The organism is Enterobacteriaceae bacterium Kacie_13 (genome assembly GCA_013457415.1).
GTDB lineage: Bacteria > Pseudomonadota > Gammaproteobacteria > Enterobacterales > Enterobacteriaceae > Rahnella.
On sequence record CP045665.1, the window covers coordinates 1,738,445 to 1,757,665 of the forward strand.

Consider the following 19,221-nt stretch of genomic DNA (forward strand, 5'->3'; position numbering starts at 1 on the left):
TCCGGACGATTGCAAAGATAATGCGGACATTAGCGCATAGATCGTCTCTACGCCAGCGCCTATAGTCGTTCCCACAGGTTAGCCTTTCCGGTAAATAACAGAGGATTCCACATGCGTGTATTCGTGACAGGTGCGACAGGTTTTATCGGCTCTGTGGTAGTAGCGGATTTACTCAAGGCGGGACATCAGGTGCTTGGCCTGGCGCGTTCAGACGCGGGGGCAGACGCGCTGGCGGCCACGGGTGCAGAAGTGCATCGTGGCGGCATTGAAGATCTCGACAGTCTTAAACGCGGTGCAGCGCAGGCCGATGGCGTGATTCATACCGCGTTTATTCATGATTTTTCTAAGTTTCTGGAGAACTGTGAAAAAGACCGGCTGGCGATCGGCGCTCTGGGCCTGGCGCTGGTGGGCACGGAAAAACCGCTGATTATCACCTCCGGGACCGCGCTGGTGAGTCACCAGCGTCCTGCGACGGAACAGGACTTGCCAGATCCCCAGGGAATGAACCCGCGTATCGCCTCTGAACTGGCGGCTGCGGCGCTGGCAAAACAGGGCGTTAATGTGTCAGTGGTGCGTTTACCGCCTTCGGTTCATGGTGCAGGCGATCACGGGTTTGTGCCGACGATCATTGCCATGGCGCGTGATAAGGGTATTTCTGCTTATACCGGCGACGGTGAAAATCTCTGGCCTGCGGTGCATCGTCTGGATGCCGCGCGTGTGTTCCGGCTGGCGCTGGAGAAGGGGGCGCGTAATGCCATTTACCACGCCACCGCTGAGCAGGGCGTGCCCTTTAAAGCGATTGCAGGATTGATTGGCAAACATCTGAATCTGCCGGTGGAAAGTAAAACGGCGGAAAGTGCTGCCGCGCACTTTGGCTGGTTCGCACACTTTGCCGGGCTTAATAACCCAGCCTCCAGCGAGTTTACCCGTGAGAAGCTGGGCTGGCAGCCGGAGCATCAGGGGCTGCTGAAAGATATCGACACCGCCGGATACTTTAATTAACCAGCTCTCTTTTTCGTCCCTCCATCAGGCCATTTCGATGGCCTGATAAACTCTTTTGTCCGTGGTTTTAATGGTGTTAATTGCCTAAAAAACGCCCCGAATCACACTTCGGGAAGATAAAAAATTTACCCTATTGCCTGTCAGATGTTATGCGCTATGTTGATTTTTAGTTTCTCAAATGTAACTAGAGGTTAACAATAATGTCGAATAAATTACGTCTCTCTCTGATTGCTTCCGCTGTACTGATCTCTTCCTCTGCAATGTCTGCATTACCTCAGGGGTATCCGGCCGATTATCAAAAAATCGTCGATGCTGCGACAAAAGAAGGCAAAGTGGTGGTGTATTCAACCACTGACACTAAAGCCGCAGGCCCGCTGATTCAGGGGTTTGAGGCGACGTATCCGGGTATCAAAGTCGAATATAACGACATGAACAGTACCGAACTGTACAACCGTTATATCAGCGAGCAGGCCGCGGGCGGCACCAGCGGTGATGTGGTCTGGAGTTCATCGATGGACACCGCGCTGAAACTGGCGACCGACTACGCTCAGGAATATAAATCGCCGGAGCAGAGCCAGTTGCCGAAATGGGCGGTGTGGAAAGACAAAGCGTACGGCACCACCTACGAGCCTGTGGTGTTTATCTATAACAAAAGGTTGATCCCGGCGGGCGACGTCCCTGATTCACATGCGGCGCTGGCAAAACTTATCGCCAGCCAGACCGACAAATTCAGCAAAAAAGTCACCACCTATGACATCGAGAAATCCGGTCTTGGTTTCATGCTGTCGGTGCAGGATTTCAAAGCCGATCCCAATTATTTCAAAACGCTGGCTGACGTCGCCAAAGGCGGGTTAGCGGTACAGTCTTCCACTGGCACTATGATGGAAAGGGTCTCTTCGGGTGAAAACCTGATCGGTTTTAACATCCTCGGTTCCTACGCCGAAGCCCGTGCCAAGACCGATCCGTCGCTCGGCATTTCCTATCCGAAGGATTACACGCTGGTGCTGTCCCGCGTTTCCTTCATCAGTCAGGAGTCGAAAAACAGCAATGCCGCCAGACTTTGGCTGGATTACGTGCTGTCTGAAAAAGGCCAAAGCATTCTGGCGAATCAGGCTGATATTCCGTCCATCCGTAACGATATCGAAGGTAAAAACGACATCGACGGCCTGACCAAAATGTTAGGTAACGCACTCAAGCCGATTCCGGTCGATGAAACCCTGCTGGAATACCTGCAACAGAAAAAACGTCTGGATTACATCAAACAGTGGCGTACCGCCGCATCAAAATAGCGTTTGTGGAGGCGTAAGCCTCCCTTCTTGCCTGATTTCGTTGTTCAGGGTTCCTGACCTAAGGGAAGTAACATGAATGCATTGCGCAGAAAGTGGCAAAGTTTGCCGCGTGGCATTGTGGTGCTGATAACCGCGCTGGTTATCTACATTCCGCTGTCGTTCATCGTAATACAAAGTTTTCTCTCCGCGCCTTTCTTCTCACCGTCGAAGGAGTGGAGTCTCGAGTCATTTGAATTTATTTTTACCGATCCGGATTTCTATAAAGCGCTGAAAAGCGGCTTTATTCTGGCATTCGGGCTGGTGGTGATCGCTATACCGCTGGGCGGAATTCTGGCGTTCCTGATGGTACGTACCGATTTGCCCGGCAGACGTATTATCGAGCCGCTGATTCTGGTGCCGATTTTCGTCTCGCCGATGGTGCTGGGGTTTGGTTATGTGGTTGCCGCCGGGCCAGTGGGCTTCTTCTCGCTGTGGGCGCAGGCGGTCCTCGGGTTCGTGCCCTGGAACATCTACGACATGTCGAGCATCGTAGTGATTGCCGGCCTGACACACGTTCCGCACGCTTATCTCTATATTTCTTCCGCGCTGCGCAGTGTCGGTTCTGACGTCGAAGAGGCCGCGCGAACCGCCGGTGCTTCGCCGTTGCAGGTTATGACTGCCGTCAGTCTGCCGATGGTGCGCCCGTCTATTCTGTATGCGACGGTGTTGCTGTTCTTCCTCGGGCTGGAAGTGTTCGGCCTGATGCTGGTGCTCGGCGACCCTGAAGGCAACATGGTACTGGCCACCTATCTCTATCAGCTGACTAACAAACTCGGTACACCTTCTTATCACCTGATGGCAGCCGTCGCTGTAGTGCTGATTTGTATCACCATTCCGCTGGTGATGTTGCAGCGCCGCCTGATGCGCACCGCCAACCGCTTCGTTACCGTTAAGGGAAAAGCGTCGCAGGCGCGGGCTCTGCCACTGGGGAAATGGCGCTGGGTGGCCGGTGCGGTGGTGGCTTTCTGGCTGACCGTGACCATCGGCGTACCGCTTCTGGGTGTGGTTCTGCGAGCGTTTATTTCCAACTGGGGCGTCGGTGTGTCTCTGTGGGATGAGTTGTCACTCAATACCTTCCGTACCATTTGGGAGCAGCCCAATCTGCTACGCGCCATCGTCAACTCGATGGCTATCGGCGTGATCGGCGGGGCACTAGCCGTAGCGTGTTATCTGTTTATCGGCATTGCCATGCATCGCAAACCGGACGGCGTGACGCGTTTCCTCGATTACAGCGTGCTGGTGCCGCGCGCGGTTCCGGGGCTGCTGGCCGGTCTGGCCTTCCTGTGGGTGTTCCTGTTCCTGCCGATGTGGCTGGACAACGCGCTCAAATCGGGCTGGCTTTCCGGAATGCCCTGGTCGCAGTGGCTGCGCGATAACCTGGTGGTCTGGCTGCGATCGCTGCGCAGCACGATTTTCAGCGTCTGGCTGGCATATACGGTGGTATGGATGGCGTACGGTCTGCGGTTGATTTCCTCGACGCTGTTGCAGGTCGGACCGGAGCTGGAAGAGGCTGCACGCAGTGCCGGTGCGACCCGCGGGCAAATCACCCGCCACGTCACCATTCCGTTGTCACGCTACGGCCTGATCGGCTCTTGGCTGCTGATGTTCCTGATTTTCGAACGTGAATATTCCACCGGGGTGTATCTGCTTTCGCCCGGCACGGAAACTATCGGTTCGATGCTGGTTTCCCTGTGGGCCGCCGGGGCGATTGATATCGTCGCCGCACTCTCCTTTATTAACATCCTGCTGGTGGTGTTAGGTCTGGGTATTGCCCTTCGTTTTGGAGTCAAATTACATGATTGAATTATCGGTCGAAAATCTGCACTTAACCTACGGCGACAATCCGGTGCTCAAAGGCGTGTCGATGGATCTCAAACGCGGGGAAGTGGTCTCCTTACTCGGACCATCGGGCAGTGGCAAGACTACCTTATTGCGTGCGGTCGCCGGATTGGAAAAGCCCACCCAAGGCACGATCATCATCGGCAAAAATACAGTCTACGACGGCACACCGCGCAGCGAAATTCCCGCCGAAGAGCGCAATCTCGGGCTGGTGTTCCAGTCTTATGCGCTGTGGCCGCACAAAACCGTTTTCGAAAACGTAGCCTATCCGCTGAAACTACGTAAAGTGACGTCGGGTGAAATCACACAAAGAGTGCAGGCGGTACTGGATCAGCTCGGTCTGGGGCATCTTGGCAAACGCCATCCGCATCAGCTTTCCGGTGGTCAGCAACAGCGCGTGGCGATTGGCCGTGCGCTGGTGTATAACCCACCGGTGATTTTGCTCGACGAGCCGTTATCTAACCTCGATGCCAAACTTCGCGAAGAAGCCCGAGTATTCCTGCGCGAACTGATCATCAAGCTTGGTCTGTCGGCGCTGATGGTAACGCACGATCAGAACGAAGCGATGGCAATTTCTGATCGCATCCTGCTGCTCAACAACGGCAAAATCGAACAGCAGGGCACGCCGCAGGAAATGTACGGTTCGCCGAAAACGTTGTTTACCGCTGAATTCATGGGCAGTAACAACCGACTGCACGGCAAAGTCACCGAAGTGCGCGACGGAAAAGCGCGCATCGAAGGTAAAGGCTGGGCGCTGTGGGGGCAGGCGGGGGAGGGCGTCCAGAGCGGGCAAGAGGGCACGGCGGTGATCCGCGTCGAACGCGTGGTGCTGGCCGACGGACCGGGCGACAATCAGCTGGAATTGCCGCTGCTGACCAGCATGTACCTTGGCGACCGCTGGGAATATCTGTTCCGCACCGCGGGAGATGATTTTGTCATCCGCGCCTATGGCACTGATGTACGCGATCCACAACATTGCCATTTGGTATTGCCGGAGCAACATGTTTGGGTTTTCCCTAAAGGATAATTTATGCAGGGGTTGTGAAAAAGCAACCCCCTCATTAGATTCTCTATTCCAACGCGCTTTTAAACGACAGAAAAGCTATGAGTTAAAAAGTGAAAATAATGATCCATTTAATCATCTCACTCGCGCAGAGATATTGGTCAATAAAAAGAATCAGCGTCAACTTTTTTTGGAAGAAAAAAGTGGAAATCCGGGACTGAAATATACTTATCGGAAGTTTGATAATTTATTCGCGACGCAGGGGCTGGATTTTACAGGGCGTGCGCAAGGCACGATTATTTCATTATGGTTTCCTAAAACAAATTTTGCCCATGCCATTGCTGCAATTAGACTTTCACCTAAAGAGACCTATTTTCTTGATCCCAATCTTGGGCTCTTTAAAGTCGATAGCGCGAATATTACGCTGGAAATAGCCGAGAATGTACTGAGTACCTATGAAAACCCCCGCATAGCAGATCAGATAATTATCAGCCGCTAGTAGTACACCGTTTTGACTATCAATGCCTGATAGCGATGGAATACATGTCTGCGGCTTGACACTCGCAGGGGGAATCCGCAAATTGGTTGCCCCTGATTGTTTAAAACGGCTACTCCATGACTCAAAACATCTCTCCTACGGGCACCCTAAAAATCGCCAGTCTGGCTGATGTCCCGCAATACCTTGAGACCGTTACCGAATATCTTCACGGTGAATGGTCTGATTTCGCCCACTGGGCACAAAAAGATTTTATTCGTCAACGACTTGAGCAACGCCTCCTCAGCCGTGGCCGCCAGTGTGTGTTAATCGCATTGGATGAAAACGAGCAGGTGGTGGGAACCGCTGGCGTGATGCGCTATGAGCTTAGCGATGTCGCCGAGCGCAAATACTGGCTGGGTGAAGTGTTCACCTGCCATCATCTGCGCGGGAAGGGGATCGGTTCGGCGCTGGTCAAAGCCTGTATCGAGCGTTCACGTGCGGCCGGTATTGATACGTTATGGTTGTATACGCCCGACCAGCAAGGGCTATATGGCCGTCTCGGCTGGCTGGAAGCCGAGCGCCGCGAAGTCAACGGCGAGTGGGTCAGTATTATGCAGCGTCCATTGATTTAACGTGACAAGCCTTATAAAAAAATCCCTGTATTTACGGACGGCTATCAGGCCGTTCCGTCATATTTCTGTCATTTACTGGTAGCGGGGAACCGCTCAGGAAAGATGAGGAGATAATTTCGTGATCTACGAGTCTGGATTTTCATCGGGTGTTGTTGGTTCTGAGTAGCACGCGTGGATTTTGAGAAGGCATGAGTGATGTTTAATAAATCATATAAATAAAGTATTATGTATAGATTACGGCTTGTTCATTTAACTAATGTATTTAATGGGTTTTATTATTACTGCTTTCGGTTTATTCATTGTTTTTTTTGATAAGAAAAATTATTCTGCAACCCCGTCCATCTGTGAGCTTACAAGGATAGGCAATATGCAGTGGGTGGTTGATTAAAAAAAATTGAATTTCACCAGGTAAAGGAACGATAAAATGGAGTTAATCATTTCATTTGAAACGCAATATCAGAAGTTTATTGAGACGCATAATTCCAGAGGTTTCTGTATGGGTTTTTGTCTGACCTGGCTTGGCGATGTTTTAAAAGACCGTCCGGTAACAATACAAAAAAATTTCCTACAAACCTGGCTCCCAGCATGGTTCATTTCAACGCCTCCACAAATGCATGCGCGAATTCCTGTTGAAAAACAGGAGTTTCAAAATTTCCTGGAAAGAGTCAGGCGGCGGCATGTAAATAATGAGATGCGCGCTATTGGGTATAGGAAGAGCCATTGTGATAGTAAAACTTCATTCGATGAGATTACTGTTAATTTTAAAAATAACAGACAGAGAGAGTTAGAAATCAAAACTGGCGTTCCAGGGCTGATTTATTCTTGTCATGAATTGAATAGTTTACTGGCTGCTAAAGGTGTGAAATATTCAGGAAAACCCCATGGCACTATTTTGACTGTCGATATAGCTGGCCACAATGGCGACTTGCATGCTGTAGCCACAATAAGCCTGGCACCCGAAGAGATATATTATCTTGATCCAAATATTGGTCTTTTTAAAGTCAATAAACAATTTTCACTGATGGATATTAATTCTAAAATACAAAACACTTATCGCGGGGCTCAAGTCTTAGCACAGATAATCATTACCCGAAAATAGTCATTTCATGCGATGCCCCCCCCTCACTGATATTGTTCAGTCAGGACGTATCAAGGGGAGGAGGTAATGCAATTGCCGTGGTAATACCCTCGTTTTTTACTTCTTATGCCACGCCAGCATGCTGCCTTCACTGTGTCCGGTTACCGGATCGGTCGCAGGCAGCGGCACGGCGATGACCGCTTTGGTTCGCACCGCCAGTTGCGCGGGCTCGTCATGACAAAGATCGGCTTTCATTTCGGGCGGATATGCACCCACCAGCATAAATTCCTCGTCGGCGGAAATTTGTTTATGCCCGATGCCCGCCGGTAAGAGCAGAACATCTCCCACCTTTACTTCAATGATTTTTCCGTTCTCGCCACCGAGCTGTAATCTCGCCGTTCCGGCAAACACGCCCAGCGCCTCATGAGTATTCGAATGAAAATGAGTAAAGGTGTACACCGGATAGCGCCACTGCGGCGGCCAGCCATTAGAACGGAAAAGGTGTTCGAGATAGTCGGCGTTGTCGACGACGTTAGGCGGGATAACGCGATGGTAAATCATCACCGGTAGTTTGTTGTTAGGCACGCCGTTAGACGGTTTATCAATGAGCAGTATTTCCATCGCGACCTCTCTGGGGGTTGAAAAGCCAGCGCGGGGCAGTGGCATCAGCGCGATGACCCCCAGCAACGTAACAAACCGACGTCGGTCCACAAGCATCAGGTCGTGCTCCTTTCATCTCAATGGCTTACCTCATTCAGGTATAGAACAAAATTGTCTGAAAATCATCTTTTCTCAGACAGTTTTAGACGGGTCAAATAACAGGCAGGCTTATCAGATAAAACTTAAAAACTGTAGCTTTCAACAAATAGAAGTCCTGTTCACTGGATAAATGCCTTATGTCTTCTATGCTTAAGTGGCTTATACAAAAATAGAAAATGGCCTCAGGAGGAGATGTTATGAATAAGAAAATGTTACTTGTGGTTGCTACAGCAGTGTCTGTACTGGCAGGTTGTCAGACTTATGACCGCGCAGCGAGCTACGTGAAAGAGCCAGTGGTCAGCGATGTTAAAGTCGGTATGACGAAATCTCAGGTTCGCGCTATTGCAGGGCCACCGTCAACAGAAGCGACGCTCATCCATGCGAAAGGCACTTGCCAGACGTATGCAGTGGCTCCGCGTGATGGTAAAGCACAGACTTACTTTGTCAGCTATAACGACACCGGTCATGTCATGAACAAAGGCTATCAGTCCTGTTCAGACTACGACAAAGACCCGCAAGCTGCTCAGTAACAGCAACCGCGTCTGAAGGTTAAGTCAGCATAAAAAAAATGCCTGTCGTGTTAAACGAACAGGCATTTTTTATTGCGATTTGCGCCACGCAGATTCAGGCCTTCTCCGTCACAATCCTTACCCCAACTTTACTGACCCGGTTGCCATCCATCTCGGCAATCGTCCACGTCAGGCCGTCCCATTCGATATGGTCACCGATGACCGGTTCGCCGCCCAGCAATCTGATGACAAAATGCCCCAGCGACTGCGACTGATCCACGCTATCTTCCAGATTCAGGCCGTAGAGCTGTGAAATCGCATCCAGCGGCGCATCGGCCTGCAAGATGAAATCCCCGAAGAAGCGGTCGTCGAGCACCACTTTATTGCTGTCACTGAACAGTTTGCCCAGCTCCGGCAGGTGTTTTTCCTGGCCGATCACACACAAAATATCGCCTTCCTTCAGCCGTGTACTGCCGGTCGGGTGCAACATTTCCTTGCCACGAAACAGGGCGGCAATGCGCGTTTCCTGCGGCATCTGCAAGTCACGCAGCGCCGCGCCGACGCACCATTTCTCCGAGCCTAACTGGTAGATAAACTGCTCCCAGTCGTTATATACATCGATATCCAGCCCTACGCGTGAAATCGGCGTCGGCTGCGGGGGTACCAGCACCTTGGCTTTTTTGGCCGCGAAGCCCAGTGACGTGCCCTGCACCAGCAGTGAGACCAGTACGATAAAGAATGCAACGTTGAAGAACAGCGTGGCGTTCGGCAGGCCGGCCATCATCGGGAAGACTGCCAGTATGATTGGCACCGCGCCGCGCAAGCCCACCCATGAGATAAAGAACCGCTCGCGCAGGGTAAAGTTTTTGAACGGGATCAGGCTGACGAACACCGACAGCGGGCGCGCCAGCAGGATCATCCACAGCGACAGCGCCAGCGCCGCAACGGCAATCGGCAGCAAATCGCTCGGCGTCAGCAGCAGGCCGAGCACCAGGAACATACCGATCTGACTCAGCCATGCCAGCCCGTCGAAAGTTTGCATGATCCCGTGACGGTTGCGGATCGGCATGTTGCCTAGCATCAGCCCGCACAGGTAAACGGCCAGAATGCCGCTGCCTTCAAGTGACATGGTTGCGGCGTACACCAGCAAACCGCCGCTGAAGGCCAGCAGCGGATATAAACCGGCCGCCAGCGTAATTTTGTTGATGAGTTTATGCAGCAACCAGCCGCCGCCGACGCCAAACACAATGCCGAGACCAAACTGGCGCACGACGTCCACTACAAACATCAGGCTTAGCCCGTGCTGGCCTTTGGAGATCATGTCGATCAACGTAATGGTCAGGAACACGGCCATCGGGTCATTGCTACCGGATTCGATTTCCAGCGTCGCGCTGACGCGTTCGTTCAGTCCTTTGCCGCCAATCAGCGAGAACACCGCCGCCGCGTCAGTCGAGCCGATAATCGCACCAATCAGCAGGCCTTGCATCAGATCAATATGGAACAGCCACGCCGCCGCCATGCCGGTTAGCCCGGCGGTGATCAGAACGCCAACCGTTGCCAGCGAGAGGGCCGGCCACAGCGCCACGCGGAAAGAGGACGCACGTGTGCGCATCCCGCCGTCGAGCAGAATCACCGCCAGCGCGAGGTTGCTGACCAGATAGGCCGCGGGATAATTATCGAACGCAATACCGCCGATCCCGTCGACGCCCGCCAGCATGCCGATGGCGAGAAAAATGACCAAAATAGGGATGCCGAGCTTAGAAGAGAACGAACTGAGCAAAATGCTCGCTGCGACTAACAGGGCGCCAATGAAGAAAAGTGTGTTGATCGTGCTGGCGTCCAAGAGCGTTCTCCTTGTAGGGCGTGAGTATTGCGGGGAAAAAACGGTTTCATCATCAATGATGAGGTGTCTAATTTATCAGGAAAATGAGCCCCTTGCTGAGGTCATTTCGGATTTTTATTAGTTGCACTTAAGAATATAAAACTATGCTTAAGGATGAGTGATGTCTCTTAGCAATGATAAAAAAGGATCAGCAAATGACTGAATTTACCGGCGTACACCGTGAAGTGCTTGAAGATGGCAGCATCAAACATGTGGTTATCCGTGACGGTGCGGGCAACGAACAGGCTATCGCGGCGAAAGATTACATTTCGCAAGGGATCCAGCCGGAACTCGATGAGTTGCCCGAAGTGGGCACTGATCAGGAATTTCCGGTATCTGGTAAGGGCTAAACCCCGCAGAGAACCTGCGGGGATCGGGTTAGACGCCCAGACGATCACGCAGGGAATAATAGGCCGCGCCGAGCATGGTGAAAGGCACCTGGAAGTTGCGGCCACCGAAGAACGGCATGTGCGGCAGGCGGGCGAATGCGTCAAAACGCTCGGCGTCGCCGCGCAGCACTTCGGTGATCAGTTTCCCGGCCAGGTGAGTCAGCGTCACACCGTGTCCGCTGTCGCCCTGCATATAGTAAATGTTGTTCTCCAGTCGTCCGAATTGTGGCAGGCGTGAGAGAGTCAGCAGGAAATTCCCACCCCAGCGATAATCGATTTTTACGCCTTTCAGCTGCGGGAAGGTGCGGTTAAGTTTGGGCAAGATCACCGAATCTATATTCGGCGGATTTTTCCCTCCGTAAGTCACGCCGCCTCCATACAGCATCCGGTTATCAGCGGTAAGACGGAAGTAATCGAGCAGATAATTACAGTCTTCCACGCAGTAATTATTCGGCAGTAATGACAGCGCCATATCTTCTGACAGCGGTTCAGTGGCGATAATTTGCGAACCGCACGGCATGCTCAGACGCGTGAGACGCGGCGCGAGCTGCTGACTGAGATAGGCGTTGCCCGCCAGAATCACATACTTCGCTTTCACCTGCCCCTTCGCAGTGTGTACGTGAGCCGGATCGCCGTGTTCAATGCGTGTGACTGCCGAGCCTTCGAAAATGCGCCCGCCGTGACGGCGTATGGCTTCGGCTTCGCCCAGCACCAGATTCAGCGGATGAATGTGCCCGCCATTCTTATCAAGCAGCCCGCCGACGTAGCGGTCGGTGGCGATCTCGCGGCGAATAGCACTTTCATCCAGCAGAGTTAAATCGGTATGACCGTAGCGGTTCCACAGCTTTTGCTGGTCACGCAGCTTCGTAAGCTGGCGCGAACTTAGCGCGGCAAATACACAACCAGGCCGGTAGTCACAGTCAATAGCGTACTGATCGATGCGCTGGCGAATAATGTTCGCGCCTTCAAACATCATACTGCCGAGCATATCGGCGGTCTGGTGGCCGTAGCGGTCTTCGATAACATCAATATCGCGGCTGTAAGAATTGACCACCTGACCGCCGTTGCGCCCGCTGGCGCCCCAGCCGACGCGGGCGGCTTCCAGCACCACCACGTCGTAACCGGCTTCACAAAGATATAAAGCAGAAGAGATACCGGTATAACCGGCGCCGACAATACAGACATCGCACTCTATATTGTCAGTCAGCTCCGGCCACGGTGCGTGTGCGTTGACGGAGCTGGCATAGTAGCTGTCGGTGTGGGGCACGCCGGCAGCGTCGAGACTTCGCGTGTGAGTACTCATAGTGACATCCTTCTTTTGGTTCCCGTTGTCAGGCCCAGATCCTGCGACAACTAGAAGGTATTAGGGGTATGTGCGCTAACTATCCTGCAAATCCGCGTGGAAATATTACTGAAGCTGTGTGGGTTGGCGGTATTAATGGCATAACTCTGCCCGGCACGCAGCGGGTAACTCTGACCGTTGACGGTTAAAATAATCTCCCCTTCTAACAGGGTGCCGACTTCCTCTCCCTGATGTTTGATTTTGTCGCCGGTGGTGCTGCCCGGTTGATAGGTTTCCAGCAGCATGGCGACCGCGTGATTAGGCGTGCCGTTGTGTACCATTTTCATGGATACGCCGCGGCTGCCGATTTCAATCAAGTCTGCCGAATTGATGACAATTTTGGGTTTGTCACTCTCGCGGGCTTCGGCAAAAAATTCGGATAACGACAGCCCGTACACCCGTAACAGCTTTTGCAACGTACTCACGGCGGGGCTGACTTTATCCTGTTCGATAGTGCTGATGGCGCTGTGGGTCAGGCCAGACAACTCGGCGGCTTTGCGTTGGGACATGCCGAGTTGCTGACGAATTTCAGAAAGCCGGCGACCAGGCGCCAGACTGACTTCGCTCATCCGTCTATTCCTCGCGAGCGCTCCGGTCCTGATGGCCTTTGCGACAGGCATTAATAAAAGCGTTGAACAACTGACGAGACACCGGGTCCGTCAGGCTGTGCCATTCAGGGTGCCACTGCACCCCCAGGGCAAACGGATGGTCGCGAACGCTCACGGCTTCAACCAGATTATCCGGTGCGCGCGCTTCCACATTCAATTGTGCTCCCAGCGTTTTTGCTCCCTGGCCGTGCAGGGAGTTCACCTGAAACTGCTGATAATCAGGTAACAATTCTGAAAGTAACCCGCCCGGTTCGATATTCACCGAATGCACGACGTTATATTGATCATCATGTGGCAGGCTGGTGTCTTCGCGGTGATCCATATAACCCGGCACCTCATGCACCTTGCGATGCAAGCTGCCGCCGGTTGCTACGACCAGCTCCTGCAAACCCCGGCAGGCGGCAAATAAAGGGATTTTTTTATCCAGCGTGGCACGGATAAGTTGCATGCTCAGTCGATCGCGCCCCGGATCAGCGAGTTCCTCGACAGCTTCTTCACCATACTGGTGAGGTTCAACATTGCTGGGGCTGCCGGTGAGGAAGATGCCGTCGAGACCGCGCAGGATCTGATCTATTGCACCTTCGCGCGCCGCCAGTTCATGCGGCAAACAGACGGGCAGGGCGTCTGCGTTGAAAATGGCGTCCAGATACTTCTCGTGGACGGTGAGAGCAGGGTTTTCATCGACAGTGTTTTCACACATTACTACCCCAATGATCGGTCTGTAGCTGGTCTGTTTTCCAGCGGATGCCGTGGAAAATATATTGCCCATATTACCGCCTCGTTGAGTGGATGAATTTATCGACAGCAGGCGTCTCTCCTTACGTAGCTGTTTGGAATTATTTCAATGATTACGGCCTTCTTCTGACCAATTTAGCAGCGCATTGATGGTATTTCAAACTGAGTTGTTATCAAATTGTAGGTGTTGCAAAAAATTAATGTTAAGGCTAGGGTTAATCATATGGCCTATATTTTGAGCATGGTCGGGCGTTTAAACGAATCACCCTGATAATCGAGAATGAAGACTCATGAGAAAACTGCGTTGAACGGAGTAATCAAACGGTAAGGCTTAACCGGCAGGCATCATGGTGGTGCTAATGACGCCGGAAACCAGCAAATGGCGGAAAACCTATGCAAGCGACTCAACTGATGAATGAAATTAAGAAAGAGATTAGCGAGAATGAACCTCTTGCTAAGCACATTGAAGAGCGAAGTAGCGCGTTCCAGGATGAAGTGTCTCAATACCTGGAGCGTCACCCACTTACCCTTCACGTCGACGTCCTGCTCACCGATCTCAATGGTTCCTTCCGCGGCAAACGCGTTCCCGTCTCCTCTTTACGTAAACTTGAAAAAGGCTGTTACTTCCCGGCTTCGGTCTTCGCCATGGACATTCTCGGTAATGTCGTCGAAGAAGCGGGCCTCGGGCAGGAGCTTGGCGAACCCGACCGCAACTGTATTCCCGTTCCCGGTACCCTGACGCCTTCAGCCTCTGACCCTGAACATACCGGGCAGCTTCTGCTGACCATGCTTGACGAAGATGGTACTCCCTTTAACGTTGAACCCCGCAATGTGCTGAATCATATCTGGCAAACATTGCGCCAGCGGGGCCTGTTCCCGGTGGTAGCGGTAGAGCTGGAGTTCTATCTGCTCGACAGGCAGCGCGATGCCGAAGGCTATATCCAGCCGCCGTGTACGCCTGGCACACAAGAGCGCAGCATGCATACGCAGGTCTATTCCGTGGATAATCTCGATCACTTTGCTGATGTGCTAAGTGACATCGACCGTCTGGCGCACATTCAGGGCTTACCGGCTTCTGGCGCAGTGGCGGAGTCCTCTCCGGGACAGTTCGAAATCAATTTGCAGCACAGCGAAAATATTCTGCGCGCCTGCGATTACGCTCTGATGCTCAAACGTCTGGTACGTCTGGTGGCGGAAAATCACGAAATGGACGCCACCTTTATGGCGAAACCTTATGACGAGTATGCGGGCAGCGGGATGCACATCCACCTGAGTGTACTCGACGATAATGGCAAAAACCTGTTTGCCAACGCCAATGGCGAAGACTCCGAATTAATGAAACGGTCACTGGCGGGGATGATTGCCCTGATGCCTGCTTCTATGGCCGTATTAGCGCCGAACGTTAATGCGTTCCGCCGATTCCAGCCGGGCATGTACGTGCCGACGCAGGCCTCGTGGGGGCATAACAACCGCACCGTTGCGCTGCGTGTGCCGTGCGGTGGCGTGGCCGATCACCGTGTTGAATACCGCGTGGCCGGTGCTGATGCCAATCCGTATTTAGTCGTCGCCACCGTGCTGGCGGGGATGCTGTACGGGCTGGACAACGATTTACCGCTGCCGGAACCGGTGACGGGGAACGGTCTGGAACAGGAGGGTATTCCGTTGCCTATTCGCCAGAGTGATGCTTTATATGACTTTGATGAACAACCGGCGCTGAAAAAATACCTCGGCGAGCGCTTCTCGCAGGTTTATCACGCCTGTAAGTCAGATGAGTTATTGCAGTTTGAACGCCGCGTAACAGAGACAGAAATTGACTGGATGCTGCGTAACGCCTAGTTAACGGTTAATGAACATGCGCATGATGTTCAAAGCTGGAAAAGAAATTGTAACTGAACGCCACTGATTGTTGTCATTCATGCGTGATTTGTGCAAAATACGCCGCACTGCAGATAACCGACGCTTAAAGGCGCCGGTTATTTTTTTTGCATGTGCAGTACCCAAACTAATTCAACAGAGGCCGGACCCAGATCCGGATAGATAACAAGGTTCGTGTGCGATCCCAAATTCAAAACGGTCGCCACTATGAGGAAATGTAAAATGGGGCAATACTTCAAACCTGTACCGGTGCCCGCCGGTGCTTCTTTCAGCTGCGGCCACCTTCGCTCAGCCTTCACCTCCGTGTTCAGCGATGTGAAGATCAATCCCCCGTTTACTGGTAATAACTCACGAAGTTTTCCCTGTACGTTGCGTTCAGAGGCGTTTAAACGCCCGGTGTCTGCAATCCAGGGAGGGCTGAGCCATGTCTGCTAATGTTTCTGCCTCTCCGGCACCTCAGCGTGCACAACTGCGTAAAACCCTGACGCTGGTTCAGGTTGTGATGATGGGTCTTGCCTATCTGCAACCGATGACCATTTTCGATACTTTCGGTATCGTTTCCGGCCTGACCGATGGTCACGTCGCGACGGCGTACATCTTTGCGCTGATTGCCGTTCTGTTTACCGCCGTGAGTTACGGCAAACTGGTGCGTCGTTTCCCGTCCGCCGGTTCCGCTTATACTTACGCGCAGAAGGCGATCAGTCCGCACGTCGGCTTTATGGTGGGCTGGTCCTCATTGCTGGACTACCTGTTCATGCCGATGATCAACATCCTGCTGGCAAAAATTTACCTGGAAGCCATCTTCCCGGGCGTTCCGTCATGGATCTTCGTCACCGCGCTGGTTGCGCTGATGACGGCGTTCAACCTGCGCGGCATTAAAGTTGTAGCGAACCTGAACAGCATTATCGTGGTCGTTCAGGTTGCGATCATGGTGGTCTTCCTCGGGCTGCTGGTGCATGGCGTGTACATGGGCGAAGGCATGGGAACGCTGGCGACCACTAAGCCGTTCTTCAGTGAAAACGCGCATGTGGTGCCGATGATTACCGGTGCGACTATCCTGTGCTTCTCGTTCCTCGGCTTCGACGGTATCAGCTCGTTGTCCGAAGAAACGCCAAACGCGGGTAAAGTTATCCCGAAAGCGATTTTCCTCACGGCGCTGATTGGTGGCATCATTTTTGTTGTGGTGTCTTACTTCCTGCAGCTGTACTTCCCGGACATTTCGCGCTTCAAGGATCCGGACGCTTCCCAGCCTGAAATCATGTTGTACGTGGCCGGTAAGTTCTTTCAGTCTGTCATTCTGTGCTTCAGCTGCGTGACCGTTCTGGCGTCTGGTATGGCCGCTCACGCAGGTGTTTCACGCTTGCTTTATGTGATGGGCCGCGACGGCGTCTTCCCCGAGAAAGTCTTCGGTTATGTGCATCCGAAATGGCGCACCCCGACGTTCAACGTGGTGCTGGTTGGGGTTGTGGCGATGTCTGCGATAACGTTCGATCTGGTGACCGCAACGGCGCTGATTAACTTCGGTGCGCTGGTGGCCTTCACCTTCGTGAACCTGTCGGTGATTTCGCAGTTCTACATCCGTGAGAAGCGTAACCGTACCTTTAAGGATCACTTCCATTATCTGATTCTGCCGGTGATTGGTGCGCTGACCGTCGGTGCTCTGTGGCTGAATCTGGAGTCCAGCTCAATGACGCTGGGTCTGGTGTGGGGCGCAATTGGATTAGGGTATCTGGCGTTTATTACCAATGCTTTCAGGAAGCAGCCACCGCAGATGAGCGGGGAAATCGCGCCCGAGGCGTAAGGGATGGCCCTTTGGAAAGGGCCGGAAACTTTCTTTTGCAGGAGGCCGCTGCAATGGCGGCTTTTTAAATCTGACCCAGATTATTTCGGTTTCTTAATTGCAGTGATCACTTAACGCGGTGCGCCGAAACCGAGCAGAGAGGAAAATGCTTTTCCTCTCTGCACTCTCCTCGCTTTTTCAAACACGTGCCATGCATCCCGGCTATGTTTCAGCGGCTTCTGCTATTGCCGCAAAATCCCGCCGCTGCGCGGTGCCCTCCGGTCGGGTTACAACCCGCGCAAAAAGCCGCGCGGTTTTCCACCTCTCCCTCCGGCGTGATTTTTGAACGCGGCCACAGGCTCCTGGGTCACAACTTCACCCGCTCGGATCATTTCAAAAACCTAATACTGTGCTCAATCAACATTTGTTTTCAAAAATGCTGAGATGGCGCGATCAAAAAATCCTGCCGAACGGAGCGGCTTCTGCACTCTACGAAGCTAACCGTTTCCCATATTCAAACAGCGCCTTGAGAAGCGCTATCTTCTCAGAATCCCCCTCATGCAAGTTATAGAGCGCCTCAAGCTCTAACGCATAATTCTGGAAACGCTCGTCAGTGAGTTTCGTCTGCCGGTGCGCCATCCATCGTTTTTGTTCGGCGTCTGTCAGGGTCTCAGGATAATTTCTCGCTCTGAAACGGAACAGCAGGGGTTCGATACGTGAATCATTAAATGTCAGATCCAGCGCCGGGAGATTCTCGGGACGAGTTTCGAGAAGAATACGCATCGCAGCGCGATCGGCGTCGCTGAAAAAACCGTCGTAAAGGCGGGCGTCAACGTCATCGGATGCGACAAAGGGCTCGGCTTCGGCGAACATTGTCACCACCTTATCGCGCACCTGCGGATTCTGACGCAGCAGTTGCAGGTTCTCCAGACAACGCTTGCGATCAATCCCTAAACGCTCGGCGTTTTCCGGCAGCAGCGTTTTGGCCGGGGCCAGCACCGGACATTTATTGATGTGTACCAGCTTGATCGGCAGCGGAGACTGGCCGGGCTCGAGCGAGTCGCGGCGGCTGTAAAGGCGCTCGCGCATCTGGTCAGGATCAAGGTCCAGCAGCGTGGACATATCACCGGCCAGATCACACATGATCACGGCATTTTTGTTCTCGGGATGCCACGCCAGCGGAGCGACCCACGCGGTGTTGCCGCGCGCGGCACCAAACATACCGGAAACGTGCACCAGCGGTGCCATCGAAGGGATGTCGATCAATGTGTTGAGTTTGTGCTTACTGCGATGTTCCAGCAGGAAGCTGAACAGCCTTGGTTGCGCCTGTTTCACCAGCTTCGCCATGGCGATGGTGGCATAAACGTCGGCCATCGCGTCATGGGCATTTTCGTGTTCGATACCGTTGGCTTTGGTCAGATGCTCAAGGCGGAAACTCGGGAAACCCTCGTCATTTTCCGGCCAGTTGATGCCTTCCGGACGCAGCGCGTAGCAGGCGCGCATCACGTCGAGCAAATCCCAGCGGGAATTGCCGTTTTGCCAGCTGTAGGCATAAGGGTCGTAGAAGTTGCGATACAAAATATTGCGGCTGACTTCATCGTCGAAACGGATGTTGTTGTACCCCACGATACAGGTACCCGGCACGCTGAAAGCCTGATGAATTTGTGCGGTAAACTCCGCCTCGTTCAGGCCACGTTCGAGCGCGATTTGCGGCGTAATGCCGGTAATCATCACCGCTTCCGGCTCAGGCAGATAATCGTCAGAAGGGCGGCAATAAATCACTAATGGCTCTTCGATGATATTGAAATCTTCGTCAGTTCTGACTCCGGCAAACTGCGCCGGACGATCTAACGCCGGATTCTTACCGAAGGTTTCGTAGTCGTGAAAATAAAAGGTTTTTTGCGGCTTGTCTGACATTACGAAGATAACCTTATCACTGCGGGAATGGGGGATGAAACTTCAGATAGGATACCATCCGTCGC

Annotated in this window: 18 protein-coding genes; 12 read left to right on the forward strand and 6 right to left on the reverse strand. The window is 52.9% G+C overall.

Annotated elements, in window-relative coordinates; all coding sequences use genetic code 11:
• Window positions 1-111: 111 nt before the first annotated feature.
• The 7 genes from GE278_07885 to GE278_07915 all read left to right on the forward strand — a co-directional run bounded on the left by GE278_07885 (window position 112) and on the right by GE278_07915 (window position 7,381).
• Window positions 112-1,002, forward strand: coding sequence for an NAD-dependent epimerase/dehydratase family protein (locus GE278_07885; protein ID QLK60688.1), 891 nt, complete (start codon window positions 112-114; stop codon window positions 1,000-1,002).
• 200 nt (window positions 1,003-1,202) lie between these two features.
• Window positions 1,203-2,291 carry an extracellular solute-binding protein gene (locus GE278_07890; GenBank protein ID QLK60689.1) on the forward strand — a complete coding sequence of 363 codons (1,089 nt, stop codon included), beginning with the start codon at window positions 1,203-1,205 and terminating at the stop codon, window positions 2,289-2,291.
• A 72-nt stretch (window positions 2,292-2,363) separates the two neighbouring features.
• Window positions 2,364-4,133 (forward strand): ABC transporter permease subunit, encoded by a 1,770-nt coding sequence (locus tag GE278_07895; GenBank protein QLK60690.1) that lies wholly within the window; start codon window positions 2,364-2,366, stop codon window positions 4,131-4,133.
• On the forward strand, window positions 4,126-5,196 hold the full coding sequence (locus GE278_07900) for an ATP-binding cassette domain-containing protein (protein QLK60691.1): 1,071 nt from the start codon (window positions 4,126-4,128) through the stop codon (window positions 5,194-5,196). The genes GE278_07895 and GE278_07900 overlap by 8 nt, the downstream gene beginning before the upstream one ends.
• Entirely contained in the window at window positions 5,171-5,671 is a 501-nt protein-coding gene (locus GE278_07905; protein QLK60692.1) for a hypothetical protein, read from the forward strand. Before GE278_07900 ends, GE278_07905 begins: the two co-directional genes overlap by 26 nt.
• A 116-nt stretch (window positions 5,672-5,787) precedes the next feature.
• The gene (locus GE278_07910) at window positions 5,788-6,282 is read left to right on the forward strand and encodes a GNAT family N-acetyltransferase (protein QLK60693.1); all 495 of its coding nucleotides are present in this window, start codon (window positions 5,788-5,790) and stop codon (window positions 6,280-6,282) included.
• Window positions 6,283-6,706: 424 nt separating this feature from the next.
• Window positions 6,707-7,381, forward strand: coding sequence for a hypothetical protein (locus GE278_07915; GenBank protein QLK60694.1), 675 nt, complete (start codon window positions 6,707-6,709; stop codon window positions 7,379-7,381).
• Between the two features lie 96 nt (window positions 7,382-7,477).
• On the opposite strand, the gene GE278_07920 is transcribed toward GE278_07915, so the two are convergent.
• Window positions 7,478-8,077, reverse strand: a complete 600-nt coding sequence (locus tag GE278_07920; protein QLK60695.1) for a cupin — start codon at window positions 8,075-8,077, stop codon at window positions 7,478-7,480.
• 239 nt (window positions 8,078-8,316) lie between these two features.
• On the opposite strand from GE278_07920, the gene osmE reads away from it, so the two are divergent.
• Window positions 8,317-8,649 (forward strand): osmotically-inducible lipoprotein OsmE, encoded by a 333-nt coding sequence (osmE, locus tag GE278_07925; protein ID QLK60696.1) that lies wholly within the window; start codon window positions 8,317-8,319, stop codon window positions 8,647-8,649.
• 94 nt (window positions 8,650-8,743) lie between these two features.
• On the opposite strand, the gene GE278_07930 is transcribed toward osmE, so the two are convergent.
• Window positions 8,744-10,471 (reverse strand): potassium/proton antiporter, encoded by a 1,728-nt coding sequence (locus GE278_07930; protein ID QLK60697.1) that lies wholly within the window; start codon window positions 10,469-10,471, stop codon window positions 8,744-8,746.
• A gap of 194 nt (window positions 10,472-10,665) precedes the next feature.
• Between GE278_07930 and GE278_07935 the strand changes: the two genes are divergently transcribed.
• A complete protein-coding gene (locus GE278_07935) occupies window positions 10,666-10,860 on the forward strand; it encodes a hypothetical protein (protein ID QLK60698.1) in 195 nt (64 codons plus the stop codon).
• A 28-nt stretch (window positions 10,861-10,888) separates the two neighbouring features.
• Here GE278_07935 and GE278_07940 read toward each other — a convergent pair whose 3' ends face one another.
• From GE278_07940 to puuD, 3 genes are read right to left on the reverse strand one after another with little or no spacing between them, the layout of a single operon-like run.
• Window positions 10,889-12,202 carry an FAD-dependent oxidoreductase gene (locus GE278_07940; protein ID QLK60699.1) on the reverse strand — a complete coding sequence of 438 codons (1,314 nt, stop codon included), beginning with the start codon at window positions 12,200-12,202 and terminating at the stop codon, window positions 10,889-10,891.
• A 50-nt stretch (window positions 12,203-12,252) separates the two neighbouring features.
• Window positions 12,253-12,810, reverse strand: a complete 558-nt coding sequence (puuR, locus tag GE278_07945; GenBank protein ID QLK60700.1) for an HTH-type transcriptional regulator PuuR — start codon at window positions 12,808-12,810, stop codon at window positions 12,253-12,255.
• Between the two features lie 4 nt (window positions 12,811-12,814).
• Window positions 12,815-13,618, reverse strand: a complete 804-nt coding sequence (gene puuD / locus GE278_07950; GenBank protein QLK60701.1) for a gamma-glutamyl-gamma-aminobutyrate hydrolase — start codon at window positions 13,616-13,618, stop codon at window positions 12,815-12,817.
• 377 nt (window positions 13,619-13,995) lie between these two features.
• Here puuD and GE278_07955 point away from each other — a divergent pair, with 377 nt between their 5' ends.
• The 3 genes from GE278_07955 to GE278_07965 all read left to right on the forward strand — a co-directional run bounded on the left by GE278_07955 (window position 13,996) and on the right by GE278_07965 (window position 17,260).
• Window positions 13,996-15,420, forward strand: a complete 1,425-nt coding sequence (locus GE278_07955; protein ID QLK63237.1) for a glutamine synthetase — start codon at window positions 13,996-13,998, stop codon at window positions 15,418-15,420.
• A gap of 261 nt (window positions 15,421-15,681) precedes the next feature.
• On the forward strand, window positions 15,682-15,894 hold the full coding sequence (locus tag GE278_07960) for a hypothetical protein (protein QLK63238.1): 213 nt from the start codon (window positions 15,682-15,684) through the stop codon (window positions 15,892-15,894).
• Window positions 15,884-17,260: an amino acid permease gene (locus GE278_07965; protein ID QLK60702.1), complete on the forward strand. Its 1,377-nt coding sequence runs from the start codon at window positions 15,884-15,886 to the stop codon at window positions 17,258-17,260. The genes GE278_07960 and GE278_07965 overlap by 11 nt, the downstream gene beginning before the upstream one ends.
• Before the next feature lie 468 nt (window positions 17,261-17,728).
• On the opposite strand, the gene sbcB is transcribed toward GE278_07965, so the two are convergent.
• Window positions 17,729-19,156, reverse strand: coding sequence for an exodeoxyribonuclease I (gene sbcB / locus GE278_07970; GenBank protein ID QLK60703.1), 1,428 nt, complete (start codon window positions 19,154-19,156; stop codon window positions 17,729-17,731).
• Window positions 19,157-19,221: the final 65 nt, after the last annotated feature.